This is a genomic window from Pseudobacter ginsenosidimutans (assembly GCF_007970185.1).
In the GTDB taxonomy this organism is placed as follows: Bacteria; Bacteroidota; Bacteroidia; order Chitinophagales; family Chitinophagaceae; genus Pseudobacter; species Pseudobacter ginsenosidimutans.
On the sequence record NZ_CP042431.1, the window covers coordinates 5,218,981 to 5,243,866 of the forward strand.

Annotated in this window: 17 protein-coding genes and 2 pseudogenes; 10 read left to right on the forward strand and 9 right to left on the reverse strand. The window is 46.7% G+C overall.

The window, feature by feature from the left end; all coding sequences use genetic code 11:
- Positions 1–52: 52 nt before the first annotated feature.
- The 6 genes from FSB84_RS20515 to FSB84_RS20540 form a co-directional block, all read right to left on the reverse strand.
- The gene (locus tag FSB84_RS20515) at positions 53–1,489 is read right to left on the reverse strand and encodes a PKD-like family lipoprotein (protein ID WP_130539749.1); all 1,437 of its coding nucleotides are present in this window, start codon (positions 1,487–1,489) and stop codon (positions 53–55) included.
- A 29-nt stretch (positions 1,490–1,518) separates the two neighbouring features.
- The gene (locus FSB84_RS20520) at positions 1,519–2,283 is read right to left on the reverse strand and encodes a DUF4843 domain-containing protein (RefSeq protein ID WP_130539750.1); all 765 of its coding nucleotides are present in this window, start codon (positions 2,281–2,283) and stop codon (positions 1,519–1,521) included.
- A gap of 18 nt (positions 2,284–2,301) precedes the next feature.
- Positions 2,302–3,747 carry a RagB/SusD family nutrient uptake outer membrane protein gene (locus FSB84_RS20525; RefSeq protein ID WP_130539751.1) on the reverse strand — a complete coding sequence of 482 codons (1,446 nt, stop codon included), beginning with the start codon at positions 3,745–3,747 and terminating at the stop codon, positions 2,302–2,304.
- Between the two features lie 21 nt (positions 3,748–3,768).
- Positions 3,769–7,215 (reverse strand): SusC/RagA family TonB-linked outer membrane protein, encoded by a 3,447-nt coding sequence (locus tag FSB84_RS20530; protein ID WP_158644028.1) that lies wholly within the window; start codon positions 7,213–7,215, stop codon positions 3,769–3,771.
- A 212-nt stretch (positions 7,216–7,427) separates the two neighbouring features.
- Positions 7,428–8,426 carry a FecR family protein gene (locus FSB84_RS20535; RefSeq protein WP_158644029.1) on the reverse strand — a complete coding sequence of 333 codons (999 nt, stop codon included), beginning with the start codon at positions 8,424–8,426 and terminating at the stop codon, positions 7,428–7,430.
- 129 nt (positions 8,427–8,555) lie between these two features.
- Positions 8,556–9,140: an RNA polymerase sigma-70 factor gene (locus FSB84_RS20540; protein WP_158644030.1), complete on the reverse strand. Its 585-nt coding sequence runs from the start codon at positions 9,138–9,140 to the stop codon at positions 8,556–8,558.
- Positions 9,141–9,376: 236 nt separating this feature from the next.
- Between FSB84_RS20540 and FSB84_RS20545 the strand changes: the two genes are divergently transcribed.
- A complete protein-coding gene (locus tag FSB84_RS20545; RefSeq protein ID WP_130539755.1) occupies positions 9,377–9,607 on the forward strand; it encodes a hypothetical protein in 231 nt (76 codons plus the stop codon).
- Positions 9,608–9,881: 274 nt separating this feature from the next.
- Here the strand turns inward: FSB84_RS20545 and FSB84_RS20550 are convergent, their stop codons facing one another.
- A complete protein-coding gene (locus tag FSB84_RS20550) occupies positions 9,882–10,418 on the reverse strand; it encodes a pyridoxamine 5'-phosphate oxidase family protein (RefSeq protein WP_130539756.1) in 537 nt (178 codons plus the stop codon).
- A gap of 281 nt (positions 10,419–10,699) precedes the next feature.
- Here FSB84_RS20550 and FSB84_RS20555 point away from each other — a divergent pair, with 281 nt between their 5' ends.
- Together FSB84_RS20555 and FSB84_RS20560 are read left to right on the forward strand one after the other, a co-directional pair.
- The gene (locus tag FSB84_RS20555; RefSeq protein WP_158644031.1) at positions 10,700–12,076 is read left to right on the forward strand and encodes a S41 family peptidase; all 1,377 of its coding nucleotides are present in this window, start codon (positions 10,700–10,702) and stop codon (positions 12,074–12,076) included.
- Between the two features lie 22 nt (positions 12,077–12,098).
- Positions 12,099–12,344: a hypothetical protein gene (locus FSB84_RS20560; protein WP_130539758.1), complete on the forward strand. Its 246-nt coding sequence runs from the start codon at positions 12,099–12,101 to the stop codon at positions 12,342–12,344.
- Positions 12,345–12,405: 61 nt separating this feature from the next.
- Here the strand turns inward: FSB84_RS20560 and FSB84_RS31190 are convergent.
- Positions 12,406–13,248 (reverse strand): annotated as a pseudogene (locus FSB84_RS31190) (TonB-dependent receptor domain-containing protein); the annotation flags it as partial.
- 1,250 nt (positions 13,249–14,498) lie between these two features.
- Positions 14,499–15,176 (reverse strand): annotated as a pseudogene (locus FSB84_RS31195) (carboxypeptidase regulatory-like domain-containing protein); the annotation flags it as partial.
- Between the two features lie 347 nt (positions 15,177–15,523).
- Between FSB84_RS31195 and FSB84_RS20570 the strand changes: the two are divergent.
- The 7 genes from FSB84_RS20570 (at position 15,524) to FSB84_RS20600 (ending at position 24,875) form a co-directional block, all read left to right on the forward strand.
- Positions 15,524–15,796, forward strand: a complete 273-nt coding sequence (locus tag FSB84_RS20570; protein WP_130539760.1) for a DUF4242 domain-containing protein — start codon at positions 15,524–15,526, stop codon at positions 15,794–15,796.
- Between the two features lie 174 nt (positions 15,797–15,970).
- Entirely contained in the window at positions 15,971–16,654 is a 684-nt protein-coding gene (locus FSB84_RS20575; protein ID WP_130539761.1) for an RNA polymerase sigma factor, read from the forward strand.
- A 67-nt stretch (positions 16,655–16,721) separates the two neighbouring features.
- The gene (locus tag FSB84_RS20580) at positions 16,722–17,936 is read left to right on the forward strand and encodes a FecR family protein (RefSeq protein WP_130539762.1); all 1,215 of its coding nucleotides are present in this window, start codon (positions 16,722–16,724) and stop codon (positions 17,934–17,936) included.
- A 274-nt stretch (positions 17,937–18,210) separates the two neighbouring features.
- Positions 18,211–21,621 carry a SusC/RagA family TonB-linked outer membrane protein gene (locus tag FSB84_RS20585; RefSeq protein WP_158644032.1) on the forward strand — a complete coding sequence of 1,137 codons (3,411 nt, stop codon included), beginning with the start codon at positions 18,211–18,213 and terminating at the stop codon, positions 21,619–21,621.
- Positions 21,622–21,631: 10 nt separating this feature from the next.
- Positions 21,632–23,077 (forward strand): RagB/SusD family nutrient uptake outer membrane protein, encoded by a 1,446-nt coding sequence (locus tag FSB84_RS20590; protein WP_158644033.1) that lies wholly within the window; start codon positions 21,632–21,634, stop codon positions 23,075–23,077.
- A gap of 41 nt (positions 23,078–23,118) precedes the next feature.
- Positions 23,119–23,913, forward strand: coding sequence for a DUF4397 domain-containing protein (locus FSB84_RS20595; RefSeq protein ID WP_130539765.1), 795 nt, complete (start codon positions 23,119–23,121; stop codon positions 23,911–23,913).
- Positions 23,914–23,954: 41 nt separating this feature from the next.
- On the forward strand, positions 23,955–24,875 hold the full coding sequence (locus FSB84_RS20600; protein ID WP_130539766.1) for an ABC transporter ATP-binding protein: 921 nt from the start codon (positions 23,955–23,957) through the stop codon (positions 24,873–24,875).
- Positions 24,876–24,886 lie beyond the last annotated feature (11 nt).

A 24,886-nucleotide genomic window follows, 5' to 3' on the forward strand; every position in this document is an offset into this window, starting at 1 on the left:
AAAAGCCGGCTACCTGAAAGCGGGTGCAGGTAGCCGGCATTGGTAAACAGGGTTAGGGTTGGGGTTTATAGGTTACATCATGGATCAATCCGAATCCGCCGAATGTTTGCCTGTAAGTGCCTCCGGTAAAGTCTCCTGTGGCTTCCACACCAAACAGGTATACTTTCCCTTCATTCCCTTCTTTGGTAGCAGCCATGAGCACACGGTTGTTATCGGGATCGGAAAAGTTCCTGGTATTCACATACCATTTGAGGCTTCTTATTTCCGTACCTGCCGGGAATGTATATACGAGGCGCTGAAGTCTTCCGGGAATATCCCAGATGTATAACTGGTTATTGTATGCGAAATAGATATGCGGCACCATGCGGGAACTGAGGTACCTGCTGGCTGACTGCAACGGCAGTCCTGCCGGTAAGGTATCAGCTGCTGTTCCCTTGCTGTTGGTGCCACCGGAAAGGCCAGTGCAAACGAAAAGGGAATCCTTTCCGTTGCTTTCAAATACAGAAACAAAAGTTTGCCCTGTGTTCATCCCTGCATAAAGCAATCGCTTCCCAACATTGTTGAGGTTCCATACATCTGTGGATTTGGCGCCGGCCACGGTCTGCAATGAGAAATCGCTGCCAGAGTGGTACCAGAACCTTTGTGCAATAGTATCGTAGAAAATGAAGCCCAATGGGTCTGATATCTGGTAGGGCGCCAGGTAATAATTGCCAACGGCAGCCACACCATATTTGTATGGAGCGGGCGTGATCAGGTTAACGCCGTATGCCCTTGTTTTGGTGAGGAAATGTTCCTCGCTGCCATTGGTATAAACAGCCAGAGGGGCTTCTTCAGCAGGAGGGATGAAGAACCAGTCCCTGAACCTGCTTTCGATAGAGAAATTGGTAACGCTGGCCTGTAACCCGCTGCCAGGCGTGAACAGGTACACCATCTGTGCAGTCTTTCTCTGGAATACAGTAATGGAGCCATTTCCCGGTGTAAGGAACTGGTTGTTGTTCGCTTTTGAAAAGATGTTGTGTATGATATCGTTGGTGGGCAGGATCATCGATATATCATTATGCCCGTCTTTTTCATTCATCACCAGCCAGCCCTGGTTGAAGGCGCTCATCACATTTACATAGAATTTCTTGTAAAGTGTCACGTTTGTTTTCTTATCAGTGATGAAGAGGTCCAGATCATAAGTGGCAGGAGCGTCACTGATCAGGGCGCGGAGATTGGCGCTATTGCCAACATGCCTGCGGTAGGGAGCTGTATTACCGGGATACAGAACCCAGTCGTAGGTGAGGCCTGCTGTATCAGGCAAGGACTGGCTCACTTCCAGGTCTACTTTCAGTGTATCCTGCACCATCACATAGAATGTGTCTGGCAGTGTCCGCTGGATGGATAGTTTATTGATTTCGTTATAGGAATAATTGCCTTTATCTTTTATACAACCCTGCATCAGCGCCAGCGTAAGGATGGCCATGCATAGGGAATAGAATGATTTCATACTGTTTGATTTAATCTGTAGTGAAAGGATCAGAACTCCACGATGTCTCCGTTCTCATCAAGCATGTGTCCATGTTCGGCTTCATATTCATTCAGCGCCTGGACCATGAGTTGCTGGTAGGCCACAAACTGGCCGTAGGGCAAACTGCCGGCGCCACCGCCTGAAGGGAAATCCCCGCGGCCGGTAACCTCAATGATAAACCGGTATTTCCTCTGGCTGTAATCTCCAAAGAAATAGACCAGCCATGAATCCCAGTTGGAAGGCTTGGTGAGAAAATCGTTGATCTTGACCAGCATGCGAACTGATCCTCCGGAAAGCTTCACTACTCCATCTGCGGATGGTGTGTTATAAAGACCTGGATCGAAATCTTCGGAAGGCACGATCTCCAGCATCAAACGTTTGTCTTTTGTTTTCATTTCAGCACTGCGCATTACCACCAATACGATGGAATCGTTATAATGTCCTGCGCGTATGGTAGAGGAGAGGATGGAGTAGTCTGTTCCTTCCACCGCATTGGTGCTGTCAGCAACAGGTTTGAGATTTATTTTCCTGTCCTTGTCAACTGAAAGCCCTGAAATGCGAACTGGTATTTTGATGGTGTCTTTCATTCGCGACGCCTGCATGATGGCGAAGGAATAGAGAACACTGTCTTTTTTGGGATCGTCGAACCTTTTATAAAAATAGACCATGGGCTTCTCTTCAAAAGAAATGAGCTCACTTTTCTTACAGGAAGAGAATGCTGCCAGTATCAGCACCGGAAGTATGATATATAATGAATGTTTTCTGCAAAACATATAACTCGGTTTTAGGAATTAATAATCTCCGTATTCTTTTTCCACTTCAGGAATAGGCAACAGGTAGTTGGCAGGCACCACGGTGAGGCTGCCGTTGGCAATGGTAGTGATCTTGCCGGCGTTCTTCCTTTTGAAATAATAGAAGTTCTGGCCTTCGGCATAACATTCTTTCTTGATCTCTTTCCTGAGCTCATTGTCGAGCGTAGTCACAGTCTGGTTCAATGGCAACTGGGAGATGCCGCGCGCCTGTCTGATCACATTGAGATAAGCTGTACCTTCTTCAGGAGTGGGCGCTGCTTCGGCAGCGATATAGTATATTTCGGAGATCCTGATCAATGGTATATGCGTACGCAGGTAATCGCTTTCAGGGTTGTTGGAAACGATATTGAACTGGCTGTACTTCATGGTAGCCCATGCTGAACCGGTGGCACCGAAGAGATAGTTGTAACGGATATCGGTACTGTTGCCGGCAGCCGTTTCATACATGGTTTTCAGGTGCGTTTCAGTGAGCGGAAGAATGGCGGGACCGCCTTGAATGTTGCCAAGAAAATGAGCGTCGGACAAAGACTTCAGGTTATTGATAAAAACGGCAAACAGATGTTCATTGGCGTAAGTATAGTCCCTGTTGTAGGTGGTGGACGCCTGGGGCAATGTTACGAAAGGGAAATGGGTGGCCTGGTTGCTGATCACTTCTCTGGCGGCGGTCAGCGCTGCGGGCTTATCTCCCTTGTACAGATGGATCCTCGCCTGCAATCCCTTCACCGCCCAGAAATTCATGTGATGGCGTGTGAATGATCTATAGGGATCGGCAAGGTCATAGGTCTTCACAATCGATTTGTCTTCCGCCAGTAATCCTTCTGCAATTGCCAGGTCGGCGAGACATTTTTCCATCACTTCTTTCACGGTAAGGGCAGGGAAGACCTTCACTTTAAAAAGTGTAACGTAGGGAATAGACTTTGCCTCGGGATTTAATGCAGGCGATGTACCGAACATCCTCAGCAGGTCAAAATGCAGGAAGGCGCGCATAGCCAGGGCTTCACCCTTCAGCTGATTTTTGTAACGGCCGCTGAACTTAATATTGGTTGAGTCCAGGTGTGATAAGATCTGGTTCACGTTTCCGATATTGGCATACATATCCTGCCAGATACTATCTACGTATTTCCTGGCAGAAGGATCGAGGAAATTCAACTTGACGGCCTGTGCGTAGTTGGCATCCGCTGTATTGATATTGTAGCATTGGCCTACCACATCCATGAAGCCGAAAGTGAGGTTCCTGCCATAGGTTCTGGCATCGCTGAGTTTTACGTATACGCCCAGCATGGCGTCCTTGAAGCCGGATTCGGTAGCAAACTGGTCACGTTCACTGATGGTGGTTTCCGGTTGTACGTCCAGCCATTTGTTACATCCCGTAATCAGCATCAGGGACAGGGCAGTAACAGTGTATATGATTTTGTTGAGTTTCATGCTTTGAAAAAATTGTCCGGTTTAGAAATTGGTAACCAGGTTGAAGGTGAACACTCTCGCGAAAGGATAGTCAAGTCCGCGTTCCATTTCAATACTGGACCAGCGTGTGATATTATTGGCGATGAGTGAAAGCCTGGTGGTTTTGAGCTTTGCCTTTTTACTGATATTGTCCGGCAGTTGATAGCTGGCGGAAATGGAACTCAGATTGATGAAATTGTTTTTTTGAAGGAACCTGCTGGTAACATAGGTTTTGGTAGTAACGGTATAGCCGTTTTCATCGCGCAGGCCTTTGTATTTGGTAATGTCTCCGGGATTTTTCCAGCGTTCATTCAATACCCTTTTGTCTGCCTGCCAGGTGAGGTTCAGGTTCTCAACACGATCAGCCAGTGTTTGGTTATAGATCTGCACATCTGTCTGGAAGCTGCAGGCAATGTTGAATGTGATATTCTTAAAGGAGACGCTGCTGCCGAAGTTTCCAAAAAGGCCGCCGCTTGGATCTCCGATGATCACTTTGTCCCTGGCATCCCATACATAGGTCAGTTTGTTATCGGCTGTCAGGAACATTTCGCGGCCGGTGCTGGGGTCGATACCGAGTGAACGTACACCCCAGATAGCATCGGGGCTATAGCCTTCCACATATTTGTTCTGAGGACGAACCTGTTTGAATTGTTCGCTGCCCGATGTTGGATTCCGGTCGTTCAGTTCATTCAGTTTCTTCAGCGAATTGGAGATGCTCAGGATCTTGGATTTGTTGGAATTGCCGTTCAGGAATATTGTCCAGTAGAAACTCTCTTTTGTTTTGTGGATGATATTGTACTTCACGGAGAACTCGTACCCGATATTCTGCAGACTGCCGATATTCTCTTTATAACTGGTAACACCAACCGAAGGTGGCGTATTCACGTCCAGCAGTAGCCTGTCTGTATTCGTAACGTAGAAATCGCCATTCACCTGCAACCTTTCATTGAACATGGTGAGGTCCATGCCGATATTCTTTTTCACGGCCTGCTGCCAGCTGAGGTCAGGGTTGCCATAGGTAGAGAGATTGGTACCGGGAACTCCATGGAAGCTGGTATTGGTGAAATAATTATAGGTAGTGATGGCCTGGTTGGTATTGAAACGGTCATCACCCGTTGTTCCGATAGAACCGCGGACCCTGAATTGATTTATTTGTGGCAGCCCGGTGAAGAATTCTTCCTTGTGCAGGTTCCAGGAACCGCCAAGGCTCCAGAAAGCGGCAAAGCGGTTGTTGCTGCCGAACTGCGAAGCTCCATCAAAACGGAGGCTGCCTTCCACTGCATAGCGCTGGTCCCAGGTGAAACTGAAGTTCTCTCCGAAAGAGACCCTCCTGGAAATATCCTTGTAACCTATCGGTTTTGTATTCTCCGGATAACCATTGCCGAAAAGGATATCGTCCAGTCTTTCATGCGGGAAACCGATCACTGTATATGATATTCCATTCCTGGTGGACTGGTTGATCTCAGTAAGTGCGGTATTGAAAATCTGACCACGACCTATCCGTTTACTGTAGTCGAATTTCAAACGGGTTTGCAGGTTGAAAAACTTAGTGTAGCTCTTGGTATAAGATCCTCGCCTGAGCGGATTGTTCTCGGTTACGAATGAGGTATGCTGTGCTGGCAGGAACTCATCATATTCTTCCGTTTGTTTGCTGATGCCAACACTGCCGGTGATCCTGAAACCGTTACCCACGTTCCATTCTATTTCTGTATTGTTGTTGATATTGTTGTATTCATTCTTGTCTATCACGTTGAGCGTTGAGTTGAACAGAGGATTGGTATAAGCTGTTCCTTCCTCAAACTGTTCCAGCACCTTTACGGGATTACCGGCATCATCGTATGGCGCCCAGTAAGGATTCTGTTTGCTGTAGTCACTGAAATTTCCATAAGGGGAGTTGTTCGCTTTTCCAAAACCGAGGCTCATAGCATTGCGGAAATTGAGACCGCGGTAACGATAGGAAAGCGTCATGTCGCCGGAATAAACATCACGGCTGCTTCCTTTCATTACACCTGCATCGCTTTTGTAATTGACGTTAAGCTGATAGCGCATGTACTGGTCGCCGCCACCGAGGTTCAGCGAGTGATTGCTGCCAACACCATTCCGGAGGGGGAGCGACATCCAGTCTGTATTCACTCCTTTTGCCACCAGTGATTCGCGGTAGGAGAGCAGTCTTCTCCAGTATGCATCCAGGTATGCGCCTGATCCTGTTTGTCCTTCATAGGTAGTGTAGATACCAGCTATCTTTTCCACTTCCAGTTTTTCTTTTGCATTCAGGAGATTGTATACGGAGAGGTCTGGTCCTGTGATGTTGAGGCTTCCGCTGTAGGATGCCTGCAGCTTTCCAGGCGCAGGTTGTTTGGTGTCTACGATGATAACGCCATTGGATGCGCGTGAACCATACATGCTGGTTGCAGCCGCATCCTTCAGAATGGTGTAGGAGGCAATACGGTTGATGTCCAGGTCATAGATCTTCTGCAGGCTTACTTCAAATCCGTCCAGGATGAAGATCGGTTGGTTTGGATTGGAACTATAGCTGGCCATGAAATCGGCGCCGGATTGAGGCACAGAAGAATTGCTCCCCAATGATTGTGAAAAGTTATTGGTGCCGCGGATACTGATATTCGGCAGTTGGTTGGGGTCACTTCCGAACTGGATATTGTCCGGGATCCTGATAGAAGGATCGAATATTTTGATGGCAGAAAGTGCATTGGTCATGCTCATGGCCCTGATCTGGTCACCGGTAATGGTGGTGGCTGCACCGGTGAAGCTTTCTTTCGGGCGTTTATAGATCCCCGTGGTGATCACTTCCGTCATGGCTTGTGCGCGGGGTTTCATGGAAATGAACATCTGACCGTCGAAATCGATACGCGCTTCCACGGGCTCATATCCAACCTGTGTAAAAGTGAGAAGAATTGCGCCTTTCGGTATTTTGATGGTGAAGTATCCGTCTGGGTCGGTCATGGTGCTGATGCGTCTGCCCTTTACCGTTACTGTGGCATTGGGAACAGGCTCGTTCAGTTTTTCTGAACTGGTGATCCGTCCTTTGACAGTGTAAACCGGCACCGTATCATAAAGGGGATAGAGAATGGTCACCAGTTTATTGTCCACTTCGGTGGCAACGGGCAGGAATGGAGTGGCCGGCCTGCGGACGAGCACGATATTGTTTCCACGCTGCACAAATGAAAGCCCCGCGGGCTCCAGAACATTTCCAAGCACCCTGAACAGGAATTCGTTCGTAGCTGTATAAGTGATGTTGGGGCTATTGGCCACATCATTACTTCGCCAGGTAAAATTCAACTTCGTGGTTCTCTCCAGTTCCCGCAATACCTTTTTCAGTGGCATATCCGAAAAACGGACAGTCACTTTCTCCCTGGTATTTTGCCCTGAACTGGTGCCGGCCAACGTCACCAGGCAGGTCAGGAACGCTACCGATAGCAAGGTTACACGCATAAGCAGTTTGGAATTGAAGCAGTTAATTTTGGACAAGGCAAATACCCTGTCCCGGCCTTTGCCGGAAACCAATAAAAGCATAGCTTTACTAAGTTTTGTTAATTCGAAATGGGGTTAATAAAACATCCACCGTTATCGGGTGCCACCGGTAGCGGTTTCTTTTTGGGATCAATCCCTTGTTTTGGTCATCAGTTGATTTGGTTTAATAGTTTTTATTTCTGTTTTATAATGTATTTGCCATTCTTCTTTTCAAAAGCTGCCCCAAGCGATAGACAGATATTATCCAAAGCATTTTCCAGTCCCGAGTTTTTATCGCAGGTGCTGCTCAGGCTCTCATTCAACAGGGCTTCGTCTTCCACTTCGATCTTCGTACTGAAATGACGCTCGAGGTCGAGCAGGATCTCCTTGAGCGACTGGTCCCTGTAATGCAGTTTGCCTGCTTTCCATTCCGCTACTTCATCTTCTTTCACCTGTTTCAGTTCGGCCTCTTCCTTTGCAACGGAAGGCACCATCACAGCCTGACCGGGCGTTAATGTGGCCATCACTTTGTTGGCCTTGCTCACCTGAACTTTTCCACGTTTCACTTCCACGCGTACATCGTGCTGATCAGGATAGGCGCGGATATTGAAAGCGGTGCCCAATACTTTGGTAACTACATTGCCTGTGTAGATCAGGAAAGGGATTTTCTCTGCATGCTTCACGTCGAAGTAGGCTTCTCCCTTGAGGTATACCACGCGGGTGGCGCCATCGAAAGAAGGAGGATAGGTGAGCTCACTGGCGGCATTGAGCCAGACCTGTGTGCCATCGGAAAGCACGAGATGTTTCTGTTCTTTCTTTTCAGTGGATTTGGTTACAGTCTGCGCCAGATGGGTTGTTTGCACATTGTCGCTTTGTTTCAGCAATGCCCATGTGAGCAGTGATGCTACCAGCAGGATGGCTGCTGCTGCGGCCAGCCGGAATGGACTGCGCACCAGGCGTTTCGGCTCGGGCTCGGTCTGTACCGGCTGTTCGGGCAACAGGCTGCCTGTTGCATCCACCCAGGTATGCGAGGGGAGGGTTTGCTCCACCTGTTTGTAAACTTTTTGCAGCATGGCACGCACTGACTCTTCCTGCTGATTGTTCTGCAGCAGGTCCATCAGCTCGTTGAACTCCTGTTGTGTACAGGTCCCATCCAGGAATTTCTGAAAAAGGATCTCGGTTCTGTTCGTCATATGCATGTGTGACGGACAGCTTACAAAAATCTACCAGTGGAATTGAAAAAAAATTTTGAATGACCAGAAATGATAACCGTATCCTGTTCAATACGGGCTGGAAACGGTACAGGCGTCAGCAGTTCAGAATTATGGAAGAATGGAAAGGAATCCGGAAATATTCCGCTTAACGTAGGACCCGATCTGTTTGATGGCTTCGGCCAGATGATTGCGCACAGTATTGGGAGAAAGCTGGAGCTTATCTGCAATCTCTTTTTGCTTCAGTCCCTCATCCTTGTTCATCAGGTACACGATGCGGCGCTGGGGAGGGAGTTGTTTGATGGCATCGCGGATGATACTATGGTATTCTTTTTTCTCCAGAAGCTGCTCTTCCCCGTTGTTGGCGCGCTGCAACTGTTCCCACAATGCCTGACGGTATTCCTTGCGGGTGGCGGTTGCGCGTAAGTGGTCGTAGACGCGGTTTTCAGTAAGCCTGTAAAGGAATGCATTGATGTTCTCGATATCCGGAAGTTTGCTGCGGATGATCCATAATTTCAGGAACACATCCTGAATGATATCCCTGGCTGTAGCATCGGAACGAAGGATCTTCATGATGAACACGTAGAGGCGTTGCTCATATTCACGGAATAGCTCCTGGAACAGTTGTTCCTGAAGATCCTCATGGTGACCCGGGTCGTTATTGGCATTAGGGGTGTTCACTTGCAGTCCGGCCAAAATACAATTTATTTCAATGTGATCATGAAAATTTAATATAGCGTAAGTGCTTTTCCAGGACATAAGAAATCTGTGCAGTCGTAATTAATTGATATTAAATATTGTAAAGGTTTAATATATTGCTATCCCTCCCTGGTCCCTGCTGACCGCCCCTTCCATCATGTTTTAGCTCGTCCTGTATTTCTATTTATCGCACCAGTAAATTCTTACTTTATGCTAAAACAATTCTATTTCGGTTGTGCCTTATTGTTATTTTCAGGATACAGGTGCAGTCGGCATCGCAGGAGAATGCAATGATCAGTGTGGTGAGCGCTTCCGGCTCGAGACTGTACACAGGAAAACATTCGCTTAATCCTGGCAGTAATATGATTGTGATCCCGGCGGGTTCTTATCCCAAAGGTTTGCAGGTTGTGACGCTGCAGAGAAGCGGGGGAGAATTGAAACGGGAAAAGATCTTACTGCGATAACCGGACACTCACCAGTCTTGGAATTTTAGCCCTGGCAGGGCTGAACCTATCCAATGGAGTTCTTTCCGGTTTTTCAGATCCTGGAGGAACGAGGTATTGTGATTGTTCCGGAAGATAATTGAAAAAGCCGTCCTGTAACGGACGGCGCCCTATGTAGATCGACCCCTGCTGAAATCAATGTTGATGATATAAAGATGTACTTTCCTGCCAGCTTTATGCAATCCGCTTATTTTCCGGTCAGTTCCGGTTATTGAACGGTAAAAACAGGACCGCTCTAGGTGCTGAGCTGTCCTTCAATGGAATCATCCAGGGTTTTGCCCATGATGGCGCCTGCCAGTCTTTTCGCGAAGCCTGCAAGCTGATTATGTTTGGTATCCCAGTAATAACCTTCATCGGGTTCAAATCTGATCACTGAAATACGGGGATCGTCTTTCCCTTCCGTGAACCAGGTTTTGAAAATAGGTTCCCAGAGCTCATCGATGAGTGCCTTGTCTGTACTGATGTATGCCTGACCATACAGCGTTACGAAATCTGAATAAGCGGATCCCTGGAACAGCAACTGAACCATTGGGTCTTCTTCGATCTGTTTATTCTTGTGGCTGTCGGTAGCACTGAGCAGCCAGCAGGTACCGTTTTCATCCACCTTCTGAACGGTCATCGGCCTGGGATTGAATGCGGAACCTGTTTTGATCCCGGTGCAGAAGAAACAGGTCTTCGCTTTTTCTATCAGCTCTTTGATCTTCTTTCCCGCTTCACGGCCCTGCAGGTCCTCATGATTATTTTCCTGTTGCTGGCGATTGATGCTGTCCATATGTTTTTTGAAGCAGGAGCAAAATTATCGTGCCAGGGAAATGGCTCCGGAAGGAATGCTCAGAAGACTGTCTCCCTGTGGAGTTTTGGAAGCGAATTCCCCATCAGCAAGAAAGGTAACTGTTGTATATTGTTATAAATATCGTTGAAGCTATGAGCGGAAATAAAGGATGGACCTATTTGATCGGGGGATGTTTGAGTATATGCTTCTTTGGGGCAGGATGTAATTCGGGTACACCAGAAAAAAAGATTGATAAGATATCTGCGGAAAATAAAGACAGTTTGCTTTCTGTAGAAGACATGAAGACAGACCTCGCCTTCCTCTGGACTGCTTTGCAGGAAATGCATCCGGGATTCGGAATCTATATCAGCGGAGACAGTCTTTTGGCAAAGTATGAAGATGCTGGTTCATCTCTGCGGGAACCAGGGACTGAAGATGATTTCATTTTACATGCATACCCTTTTTTGAGTGCGTTGGGTTGTGGCCATACCCAATTACTGCATTCGCTCAATTATCAACAGGCGCCTCAGCAAACAGCTTCCCTGCCTTTCGATGTATTGGTAAACAAACAAAATGCCTGGGTCACCAACAGCCGAATAAAGGAATTGACTACGGGCGATGAGATCATCAGTGTAAATGATATTCCCGTACCTGCGATCATTGAAGCAGGCAGTTCGCTTTATTGCGGAGATGGATATGTAAGCACATTTAAGGAACTGTTCCTGTCTGAGTATGGTGGATTCAGTGATGCCTGTGTGAAGCATTTTCATTTGAAGCCACCTTTCAGGGTTGTCATTTCCACTTCAGGCGGAATAACCAAAACAATAAGCGCAGGTGCGCCGGATACAAGTCTGGCAGAGAAGAAAAATGATCCTGAAAAATATGCCGGATGGGACAGGAGCGAAACCTCTGAAGGCACAGGTTTTTATATCCATAAGAACAATCGGATTGCGTTATTGGAAGTCAGGCAGCTTGTATACGGTGATACACTGGTCTATGAAAAATGCTTTGAAGAGATCTCGAAAAAGAATATCGGGAAACTGATACTGGATATGCGGCATAATGGAGGCGGCGATCTGCGCATCACCATTAAATTATTGTCCTACCTCATGAATGATGATTTCGGCATGATCAAAGACCTGTATTCACGAATTCCTGATCCTTCCTCCAGCGGGTTTGCAAGTTCGTTCGACAGTGGATTATCCAGGAATTTTGATCGCATCTGCATACCTGCACGGAAAGCAGGAGATGAATATCACAAGAATGCCAGTCCGGAATTCGGACAGGTGTTCAGTCCAATCGCAGCTGCAAAGACCAACCGGTTCAATGGGAAGTTGATAGTTCTCATTGATGGCGCCACTTTTTCTTCTGCTGCACTTTTTGTAGCTGCGCTTAAAGCCCAGCGCAACAATGTACAGTTTCTTGGAAGTGAAACTGCCGGTACAGAAGAGGGATGCAATGGTTTTGCCATGCAGATACTTACGCTGCCCAACACGGGGATCAGGGTACAATTTCCATTGTTGAGGGTGGAGTCTATGGCTAAGGCTCCGGTGCATGGAAGAGGTTTGATCCCGGACCATCCGGTAATATATACTCCGGCGGATATAGTGCAGGGAAATGATCCGGTGCTCAAAAAGGCAATGAATTTGATTAAGTGAAGTGAGGCGCATCAAAAGGATCATGGAGGAAGCTACCGGTTTCAAAACTGCTGATGGCATTGCTCCGGGAGTTTCACTGCCTGAAATAGAAAAGAAATATCAAATAAAACAGGTAGATGATCCTGTGGCAAGGAGCAAAGTATTACTGGTGTATGAGGGTATCAACAAAGGGATCATCTTTGATATCGATAGCATCAGTAAAACATGCAAGGCAATCTCAGTGCATAAAGCTGGCGATAGCGCATCCACTTATATCAACATGCATTAATGAAAGAGCTGCCAGCTTCCTCAGGTATGCGGTCTGCCGGCAGCTCCCGATTGAATGACTGCTATAAATTCAACTCCAGTCTCGCAAACACAAACCTGCCATTGTACCCGAACTGCGTAACCCTTCTGCTGTAGAGGAACTGACCATTAGTTGTGTTGTTGATGTTCTCTACTTTATCAGGATATACATCCAGGAGATTGTTGGAGCCGATACTGAGGCGCAGAGCGCGACTGATCCTGTAGCCGAGTGTAAGATCAGTGATCACCTTGCCGTCGTAGGTTTGGAAAAATAGCGGGTTATTGGTGGCTTCATCCACAGAGCCGAAATACACGTTGCGGAGGAAGACTGAAAATTTTCCGGTGGAGTAATTCAGAGACAGGTTCAGTTTTGTTCTCGGTACTGATTTTTCGAGATAGGTCCTGCTGGTCTGGCTGAAATAGATATTCTCTTTCCCTTTTAGTTTTTCCGATGCTTTGATGGGACCTACCTGGTGTGTGTTGGCCCAGGTGCCTGCCAGGTCTGCCCTGAGATTACCAGCTCCCAGTTTCATATTGTAAGTAAGTACAAGGTCCACACCTTTTGTTTCGCTGTTGATGGCATTGGCGAAGAAGGCCGCCTGGTTGGCATTGGCATTGCGCAGCAGCTCATAGATCTCGCGATCGATGGGAGAGGCGCCGGGCGCATTGCTTCCGGAGAAAAGATCGGTATAAACGATCCGGTCCGTGATGCGTGTGAAATAGCCGTCGATAGTAAGATTGAACCGGCCAAGTGTGCCCGTGAATCCTGCGCTGGCTGCAATGGATTTCTCAGGCTTGAGCTTTGGAATGCCCAGCAGTTCTGCAGGGCGGCTGTCGTTGGTGAAAGTGCCCACTTCGTAAGGAACACCATCCACAAAGAGTGTACTGGTATTGGAGTAGAAGCGCTGGTGTAAGGAAGGTGCCCGGAAGCCTGTGCTGACGGATCCCGGATACTCATGTTCCTGTTTAGCTTATACCTGGCCGTTAGTTTGCCATTGACGGTGCTTCCGAAATCATTGTAGTTTTCGAATCTGCCTGCAATGCCCATCAGGAATTTTTCCGTGAAACTGGCTTCCAGATCAACATACCCTGCGATGGCGCTACGTGTGGCATTCACGGCATTCTCAGGACGAAAACCGGGAAATACCTGCGCACCACCCGCACGTGCAGAGCCATCCGGACCGAATTTTGTATTGATATTTCCTTTCGGATCGGGAACGAGAATGTCTGAGCCATCCTGGCTCACGCCTATCTTTCGCGCGCGGCCATAATCAGTGTAAGAATTTTCTGCCCCTGCAATGAGCTGGTATCTTTCAAAGCGATGCTCGGCACCGAAGCCGATATCCAATCCTTCCAACACTTCGAAATGCCTGCTGAAATCCAGGTTGGTAGTGTTTTGTGTGAAAACCGGACCACCTGCGTTGAAGCGGGTGGGAGAAGCTTTTTCAAGCGATGCATTCAATGAATTTTCCACTCGGAAAATGAATTGGTTCTGTCCATAAGTATTGCTCACATCGGCCTTCCATTTCCCTACGTTTCCGCGGATACCGAATGCGAGTGATTTATCGTAAATATCGGAATGGATCTCGGGCAGAAATCCGAGCGGATAGATGTCGAGAATATTGCGGCTGTCCGATGGTAAACGATATACGCCTGCCGCTTGTCCGTTGCGATATCCGAGGCCTCCGAAAAAATAGAATTCTGCACCGCTTTCCATGGGGATATTCGCGTTGAGGAAGAGCTGACCGCTGCGAAGACGGCTCTGCCCCGCGCGCATGCGGATATCATCGCGGGTGATCTTGTTGGCGTTCAGGAAGCTGTCTGTTTTATCCACTGCACCAGGATAAGTGCGATAGATCGGGCCGATCCAGGGGCCGGAGCGATTGGTGTAATTCCTGTAATCATATGAGCCGCCGATATTGAGAAAGCCTCCGCGCTCACCCAGCGGGATACCATAGTTAAGACCTGTCTGAACCGTTTGGCCATCCAGGTTGTCGTCAGCTTTGGAAGTGTAATTTCCGCCAGTAGTAACGTTCACGTTCAACCGATTTACAGAGCTTTTCAAAATGATATTGATCACGCCTGCAATGGCATCGGAACCGTATTGCGCGGCAGCGCCATCGCGGAGGATCTCGATTCGGTCGATTGCTGAAGTAGGAATGGAGTTCATATCGGTGCCTACAGAGCCTCTGCCGAATGTGCCATTCACATTCACCAGTGCGGTGTTATGCCGCCGTTTGCCGTTGATCAGCACCAGCACCTGGTCCGGACCCAGCCCACGCAATGATGCGGGATCGATATGGTCTGTTCCATCAGCCACTGTTTGTGTGCCGGAAGAAAAGGAGGGAGCGATATAATTCAATAATTGGTTCACGCTTACCTGCGGCGCATCGCCGATGATACGTTTGATATCGATCACATCAACGGGAACGGGGGTGGCGGTTTGTGTACGGGGCAGGCTCCTGGAACCCAGTACCACCAGGGTGTTCAGCGTGGTACCGGCTTCGAGCGCGAACTCGAGACTGGCTGTCTGACCTGCGGTGATGGTCACGGATTTCGAGAGCAGGGTATAGCCCACAAAACTGGCAGATACATCATAGCTGCCCGCATTGAGCTCTGTACTGTAACGCCCGTTGGCGTTGGTATAACCACCACGGTTAACTGGACTGATCTGAATGCTGGCTCCTGCGAGCGGAGCTTTGCCGTCGGTTACGGATACCTGTAAGGTCCCTGTTTGGGCGCGGAGAGCAGTTACAAAGGAAAGCAATGCCAATAGGCAGGCGATTCGCCTGCAAGAGGGTAAAGTCTTTTGCATACGAAAGAGTTTTAGTTCAAAATAAAATTGCCAACCGGGGAACGGATTGTATGGCTGCGTTCATGAACGCGCAAGCAATTGATGAGAGGGTACAAGCTGTTGTAACAATCAGTCAGTGTTAATGAGAGCGATGCAGGAGGAAATGTAATATAAGCAATGAATTGCGAAATGTCAAGCAGGATGACTGCGGAAAGTCGCCAAAAAAAGAAACCTTAATCCTCTGTTACAGAATTATTGCGTAATTTCAGGGTACATTTTTTTACTACTCCACGGCCATTCGCACATCGCCAGATCCCACAGTTCCTGACAGGTGTCAGGTTATATCTTTCACAACAAAACTGAATACTATGCCTAAGTATGTTATCGAACGGGAAATATCCGGTGCTGGTAAATTGTCCGCAGAACAATTGAAGGCGATCTCACAAACATCCTGTGGTGTGCTGAGCAAAATGGGATCGCAGATCCAATGGGTAAACAGTTACGTAACGGGTGATAAGATCTACTGTGTTTACATCGCACCCGATGAAGAGATGATCCGCGAACATGCAAGGCTGGGAGGGTTTCCTGCTAACCGTGTCAGTGAGGTGGCTGCTGTGATTGATCCAACAACTGCAGAGTAAAGCATAACAATCTTGTTCAGATCAGTTTGCTGTCTTCAATGAAAACACCTGTGAACAGTAATGTTCACAGGCTGTTGCTTCTTTTTGCCAATCCTAAAATTCAGTAACCCCGCAACAGGCGTTCCCCAATTTTTCCGGGTAAAACCCCGGTAATGATGGTAAAAAAGTATATTCTTGCATTTATTACTCAACCCATGCAAGTTCGTCCCGGAAAACGCATCGTATGCTTCCGGATACTGGTGGATCATGACAGGAAGCGCTTCTACATATCAGCAATTGGATAACAAGGATCTCTTTGCCATGGTGGCAGCAGGTGATGAAGCTGCGTTCAGACAACTCTTCAATAAATTCCTCCCGGAAATTGGTTCGGCCATCAAAAGTGTTGTTCATTCCGAAACAGCAACAAAAGATATCATCCAGGAAGTATTCATTCAGATATGGATCTCCAGGGATAAACTCACAGCAGTGGACCTTCCCAGGAACTGGCTTTTCCAGGTTACCTATTTTTTATCCTACAAATGGCTCAGGAGTCAGAAGAACCAGGAAAAGCTGCAATCGGGATTGCAGCAGGTAAGCCATTCTGATAATTCCAATGCAGTGTGGGAACAACTTGATTTCAATGAAACCACCCGACTGATCAGGGAAGCAGTAGTGCTGCTGCCTGAAAAAGCGAAGAAGATCTATACACTCAGCCGGGAAAAAAATCTGAAGATCAGCGAGATCGCTGTAACCCTGGGCATCTCGGAACAGACTGTCAAGAACTCATTGACACGTTCCTTATCCAGCATCCGCGAACACCTGCTGGCACACGGAATTTCCATTCCAGTATTTATTCTCTGTTTTTTTTCAAACCAATAGGTACTATCCTTTTCCACAGGGTACGTATTAGTATAAACCTTTCCTCACTTTACTAAACTTTATTCTCTTGGAACACAGGATTGATCATTTATTGAATAAACTGTCGGAGAACTCGGCAACAGAGGCTGACTGGAACGAACTGTTAGATGCGATCCGGAATGATCATTCCGGAGAAGTGATCGCAGGCATTGAACAGTTTAAGAACAGGAAGGCAGATGTGAAAGGGTTTGATCCGGAAACGCCTGAATGGGACGATGTTTTCAAAAGGGCCGTGGCTGCAGACAAACCGGAACAGTCAGCAACCGGAAAACTGAGGCGCATCCATATCATGCGGTGGACGGCCGCTGCTGCCGTGGTACTGTTATCGTTGGTGTCGGTTCTTTATTTCCTGCTACCGGAAAATAAACAAGTGGCGCCGACAAACAAACAGATCACTATCATCAACCCTGGTTCTGAAGGCGCGGTTCTTACATTGGCAGATGGTGTACAAATGGTGATTGATACAACCCTGAATGGTGTTGTTGCTGCACAGAACGGAAGTGAGGTGGTGGTAGCTGACGGCGCTATGCGCTATCGCCCGCAGGAAGGGAAACAAGGACTGGTGGAATACAATACCATGACCACTCCAACAGGGAAACAATTCCAGTTCACGCTTCCCGACGGCACAAAGGTTTGGCTGAACGCAGCGAGTTCAATAAAATATCCTACGAGTTTCAAAGGAAACACAAGGGAAGTGGAAGTGAGTGGTGAAGCATATTTTGATGTAACACACAATGCAAAGCAGCCATTCATTGTGCAGGCAGGCAAGGATGCCAGGATAGAAGTGCTGGGAACATCCTTTAATGTGAACGCCTACCCGGATGAGCAGGATATCAGAACAACACTGGAAAGTGGACTGGTCATGATAAGGGCCACAGGCCATAACCGGTCTGCCAACACAATAAAAGAAACCCTCTTAAAACCAGGACAGCAGGCCGTTGTAGCGGTTCTGAGTAATGGCAGTAAAGAAAAAGGGATCACTATCAATACTGAAGTGAAGATAGAAAAAGTCACTGCTTGGAAAAAAGGTCTTTTCAATTTTGAAGGCTCCAGCCTGGTTGAAGTGATGAAGGAGCTGGAAAGATGGTACAATATCGAAGTTGTGTATGAAGGTGCACCGCCAACAATGAAGTTCTATGGGAAGATCGGTAAGCAACTTCCGCTGAACGATCTGCTGGAAGTGCTGGACAAATCGAAAGTAAAATTTATGATCGAAGGAAGAAAACTGATCGTTAAACCATAACCAATTCATTCAACAGACCAACGTTTTTCAATCATCTGTTTTTATGTAGGCATGATCAATAAAAAAACCGGAAGTGTTTGCTCCACTCCCGGCTACAGTTGAGTTGATCATAATCTGACTGGTATCATTTTAATTCACAACTAACTTACCCAAAGGTATGACAAAAACTGCTTTTGAGTGCGCTGACCATTTATTCCCTGAACTGAACCACCTTAAACATGGTAACCTGTCAGGTGGTATTAAATGGCGGCGGACCCTAACCAAAACTCTGGTCATGAAACTGGCTATTTTCTTACTGACTGCTGCACTCTTCCAGGCCCGGGGCAATTTGCTGGCCCAGAAAGTGACTATCTCCGGGAAGTCGATCACCCTGAAACAGGTATTCGATGCCATCGAGAAACAAACAGACTTTGTTGTTTTTTCCAATGAGAGTTTTCTGAAGAACACAAAACCTGTTTCCATTACCGTACATGATGTTTCTGTATCGGAACTGCTGGAGCTGGTATTGAAAGATCAGCCGGTGCAATTCTCCATCAAATACAATACGATATTTCTCAGTCCCAGGGCTGAATCGAAACCAGGGCCGGTTCCTGCGCTCCTTCAGTCTACAGCTCCTCCGTTGATCATTCAGGGAGCTTTGCGATCTGCTGAAGGAGAAATCTTATCCGGCGCTTCGGTGAGGGTGAAACAATCCGGACATGGTGCCATTACAGATAGCAAGGGGAGTTTCCAGTTGAAAACCGATGAGGAGTCGCCCGTTTTGCAGATCACGATGGTTGGTTATGAAATGGTGGAAGCGGTGCTCAAAAAAACAGCTTCAGGCTATGATGTGGCAAAGGTTACCGGTGGCATCTTCACCATTAACAACAATGCACCAGGCAATATCCAGATCAACATAGCGATGAAGAAGGCAGCCAGTATGCTTGATGAAACGCAGATCACGGCCTATGGAAAAACCAACAGGCGAATGGCAACGGGCAATATCGGTACTGTTACTGCTGAAGAGATCGAAAGACAGCCTGTAATGACAGCGCTCGAAGCCATCATCGGAAGAGTACCGGGAGTAGAGGTAAAACAAGTGTCGGGCAATAGTGCAGCTCCAATGTCTATTACGATCAGGGGAGGCAAATCTATCAACAGTTCGGCGAATAATGACCCTTTGTATGTAATCGATGGCATTCCAATGAATAACCTGAATGCAAATTTTTTGCTTGAAGGATCCGGTTTTAGTATAGGGTCAGTGCAGGGCGGAATGGTGAATACCCTCAGAGGTGAAAATATGCTGCTGGGTATCAATCCTGGAGATATCGAAAGCATCAGCATTCTCAAAGATGCGGATGCAACAGCTATTTATGGTTCAAGAGGTTCCAATGGCGTTATTCTGATCACTACTAAAAAAGCCAAACAGGGACCAACCCGCTTTGCATTAAGTGTGAATAATGGTACAAAATCGATTCAACGCTATCCAACGCTATTGCATACAGCAGAGTACCTGGCCATCAGAAGAGAAGCGTTCAGGAATGATGGGATCACGCCAACCAGGGACAATGCGCCTGATCTCACAATATGGGATCAGAACAAATATACCGACTGGCAGAAAACCATGGTCGGAACTGGCTCTATGACCACTATCAATGCTGATGTCAGCGGCGGTATGCGTCAAACCACTTACAGGCTTTCTGCCAGCTACACTACGCAGAAAGAGATCATGAACAATGGAGGCAAAAATCTGCGGGGTACGTTCATGTCTGCCATCAACCATACCAGCACTGATCAGAAATTTAATTTTACACTCAGCAATTCGCTGGCACTAACAGAAGTGAAAGCATATAATCTGAAAGACTTCGGCAACATGGCTCCCAATGCCCCGGATATTTATAATTCAAAAGGGGAGTTCAATTTTGAGCCATACAGAATCCAGGGCAGGTCTGATTTTGCTTTTAACGGATTGAAATCGCCCAGCGAAAGTCAAACATATTTCTCCAATAATACCATGTACCTGAGTTATGAAATTCTCCGCGGATTGAGTATTTCCACCAGGGCAGGATATCAGTTCTCCAATAACAGTAACGCTAATTACACCCCACCATCATCCATCGATCAAACCATCCAGCCTCAGCCTTTCTCGTCAATGGCATATTATGGCAGCTCTTCCATCAAAAACCTGCAGGTGGAACCACAATTGAAATACAGAACCAATGTTGGAAGAGGGGTGCTGGATGTTCAATTGATTGCCACCTGGCAATCTGCTCAAACACGCAGTACCACTATCATTGCACAGAATTTCCCCAACGATGCCATGCTGAAAAGCTATAACAATGCAGCCACTGTTGATCCAACTGATAATTATATTGCCTACAAATACCTTTCCGCAGCAGCTATTATCCGATATGAGTGGGACAGAAAATATATAGTAAACCTGAATGGCAGAAGAGATGGTTCATCGCGCTTTGGACCTGGTAAGCAATTCGGCAACTTTGGCTCCGTTGGATTGGCATGGATAGTTTCCGAAGAGAACTGGCTGAAAACATTGCTTCCTTCATGGATAAGCCTGCTCAAGTTAAGAGGAAGTTATGGAATCACCGGGAGTGACAGAATGAGAGACTATGAGTATTTGTCACGCTGGTCAAAGAACGCATCTTTGATTTCTTCAAGGTCTGTGTATCCATACGATGGCATAACATCCTTCCATGTGCTCACTCCTTTGAATCAGCAATTCCAATGGGAATCGAACAGGAAGTCAGAAATAGGAGCCAGTGTCAGTTTCCTGAAAGATAAAATGAACCTGGAAGTTGTGTATTACTCAGAACTATCCGGCAATCAGTTAACTACTTTACCTATTCCACGTATGTCGGGTTTTGAAAAAACAGCCAAAAACTGGCCCGCAGAAATACGCAATTCAGGTATTGAGATTTCAGCAAATGCCAGACTGCTGCAATCAAATAACTGGGGGCTTGATGTAGGATTTAATATCGGACGCAATAGAAATAAAGTGATCCATTTTCCTGATTTTGAAAACTCATCTTATTATGGACAGTTGAAAGTTGGCTATTCCACCTCCACTGTATTCGCTTTGCGGTACACTGGTATCGATCCGCTGACCGGCTCCTATACTTTTGAAGACTACAATAAAGACGGAGTAATCTATAAGGACGCAAACGCTTTCCCTACCAGTAATACAGATGATCGCTACCTGGCTATTGAAACCATGCCCAAATTTACAGGAGGCTTTTCCCTGAACCTTAGTTACAAAACTTTGAGGCTACACTCCAGTTTCGCGTTCAAAAACGGATTAAGGGTTGATCCGTATATAAATACTGTTCCCGGTGACATGACCAATTTTGTGTTAACCAATGAAATCAGGAACAACCATTGGAAAAATCCGGGCGATGCTGCCAGATATCCAAGGTATACCACCAGCAAATCAACACTTGGTCCTATCGAGTATTCCGACGCCAATTACACGAATGGCTCTTATGTACGACTGACCAACCTGAGCATTGCCTGGAGTATCCCATCTGAATGGATCAGCAAGATCAGGATTAAAAATGCAACCTTCTCGATTCAGGCTCAAAACCTGTTTGTACTGTCGCCCTATAAAGGACTGGATCCGGAAATATCAACTTTTTATATGACCACCCCGGTTCCCAGAACGATCACTACCAATCTTTCATTTAATTTTTAAAATGAAGATCATGCGAAACAAAAGCAACATATCAACCCTCTGCCTGATCGTATTATCGATGGCTATATCATCCTGTAATAAATTGCTGGAAGTACCGCCACCCATCAACAGCATTACCACGGAAGAAGTTTTTAGTAATAATGCACAGGCTGAATGGACATTGGCAGCCATCTATTCAAAAATGATCAATGGTTACAATACCAGCACTAGAAGCACTACCATTACAGAAGAAATATTTTCATCAGGATTAGCAACAATCCTGGGCGGACTTTCTGCTGATGAACTGACTTATCCTGTGGTGCTTGCCAACCCCAATTATATCGCTTTCAGCAACAAGCTCACAGTAGCCAACAGTGATAAAACGTCAAAGATCTGGAACTCTGCTTACCGGTTCATCTTCGATGCCAATGCTGCTATTGCAGGGCTGAGTGCAGCTACTGCCCTTACAGACAGTGTGAAAAAGCAATTGACCGGAGAAGCACTGGCGCTGCGGGCATTCTGTTATTTTTATCTGGTCAATTTCTTTGGTGATGTTCCTTTGATGTTGAATCCAGACTTCCACGAAGCACAGAATTTTGCCAGAACCCCTACCGCAAAAGTGTATACGCAGATAAAAAAAGACCTGGTGGATGCCAAGGCAATGCTGGCAGGTGATTATTCAGTCAGTAATAATGAAAGAATAAGAGCGAACAAATGGTTTGCAGAGGCAATGCTCGCAAGGGTGTATCTCTATACCGGAGAATACCAGCTGGCCATTAACAGCGCTACAGCAGTGATCAACCATACTTCATTATTTACCGTGGAGCAGGATCTCACCAAAACCTTTCTGCCCAATAACACTGAAGCCATTCTGCAACTCAAGCCGGCCAAAGAAAATACGGGTATCGTAAATGGAACTCCGGAAGGCTATACATTGTACACTGCTCCCGTGAACAATGGACCCTATAACCGGACTTTCGAGATCAGTACACAACTGGCAAATGCCTTTGAAGCAAATGACCTGCGGAAAACAACCTGGACTGTTCCTGCAGGTACAGCTTCGGTTTCTTCAAAATATACCCGGAACCAGCGTGTGCAATATTATAATGTGATCCGGTTAGCTGAATTACACCTGATCAGGGCGGAAGCCATTGCCCGTCATGTACCGGGCAACAAATCTGCTGCCATCGAAGATATCAATGTGCTCCGAAGAAGAGCAGGAGTAACCGAACTTGATGAACAGCTTACTGCAGAACAGGTGATCGATGCCGTTGCCCACGAACGACAGGTAGAATTATTCCTTGAGTGGGGCCATCGCTGGTTGGATCTCAAAAGAACAGGCAAGGCAGGCACTGTGCTGGGCGCAATTCCTGCGAAGCAGCCCTGGTGGGGAGATTATCAATTGCTGTATCCGATTCCGGCATACGAAATAAGAAACAACAGCCACCTGCAGCAAAACCCTGAATACAATCTCTAGGAACAAACACCGGAAATTAATTCATCTCACAAAATCACACTATGATCTCCACATATTGCAAGCGTAACCGGTCAGCTAATGGCCGGAACAGGATCTTTATTTTATTTCCTTTCCTGGCCATATTGCTCATCACCAGCTCCTGCAAAAAGAATCGGTTCGATGGAAATCCTGCCACCGTACAAGTTTTCAATGCGATGGATGATGGTATTTCTTTCTATACTTACCTGGGAAACAAGCGGCCTGCATTGTTTAAAACATCACTGGAGATCAGGAATAAAAGCTACGAACAGAAAAACAATCTCCTGTATATAAGTAGTTTTCCGCAACAGATCGATTTCTATGCGAAGCCTGACACGATGCCTCACGACCAGCCTGCACTGTCGATGCTGGCTGAGTTGAAAGACGGAGCAATGTATTCTCTGTTTATTCATGGAGAAAAATCAGCACCCGCATTTTCCCTGTTCCAGGATATTATCCCTGCCATCAACTGGCAGGACAGTACCTCCCATATTCGCATTGCCAACTTCAGTGAATCACAGGCGATCAGTGTGAACATAAAAGGGGAGGCCGAAGGAAGCCTGGTTCAAAACCTGCCCTATAAATCACTGTCGGATTTCATTGAACGCAGCGCAGGTAAATCTGTAGCAGGTTATGAGTTCGAGATCAGGAACCAGGCTACAGGTGAACTGCTTGCCAGTTATGCAACATCAGGTTTGTATCCGCTGGATGGTACACCTAATCTATGGCTCGGCAAATCGAATACACTTGTATTTACCGGTAAGTACGGAGCGGCCTATCCCAATCAGCAAACAATCACTCTTATGAACCACAGGTAACAAATACTCCTGGCGTTCAAAAAAAAATTACCAATAAACATATGAGCATCGTATTAAAAGTGGAGAAACTCTCCCACAGGTATGCTACTGCCTGGGCTATCCGTGATATCAATTTCGAGATCAGTCAAAATGGTGTGATCGGTTTGCTCGGCTCCAATGGAGCCGGCAAATCAACCACCATGAATATCATTTGTGGTGTACTGAATCAAACGGAAGGCGACGTATACATCAATGGCATCAACAAAAGAGAGCAACCCAAACTCGCTAAAAAACAGCTGGGTTTTCTGCCACAGACACCACCACTGTATACAGATTTTACCGTGAATGAATACCTTACCTACACGGCTGATCTGCGTTTTATCGAAAAGAAGCAGGTGAAACGTTCTGTTGACGAAGTGATGGACAGGGTAGGCATCACCCATTTCAGTTCGAGGCTCATCAAAAACCTGTCAGGTGGCTACAAACAAAGAGTGGGCATTGCACAGGCCATCATTCACAAACCCAGTATCGTGATACTTGATGAACCTACCACCGGCCTCGATCCCAACCAGATCATCGAAGCGAGAAAACTGATCAGGGAAATTTCTCAGGACCATACCATCTTATTGTCTTCCCACGTACTGTCTGAGATCAATTTGTTATGCCGGGATATTATTATGATCGAAGGAGGAAGAATGGTGTTCTCCGACTCCATGGAATCTTTCAACAATTATATTCAGCCCAGTGCCGTACTGGTTCGGATGGAGAATGCACCACCAGAGGCTGAATTGCTGAAAATTAACGGTGTCACAAAAGTGCAGTCGCTCTCCGACAAGCAATACAGGATCTATTTCAGTGGCAATAATTCAATTTCAGAATCCATCATCGCCGCAAGTATGCAGCAGAACTGGAAACTCACTGAGATCAATCTGGAAAGATCCATGCTGGATGATGTGTTCAAACAATTATCACAAAATTCCTAAAGCGGGCATCG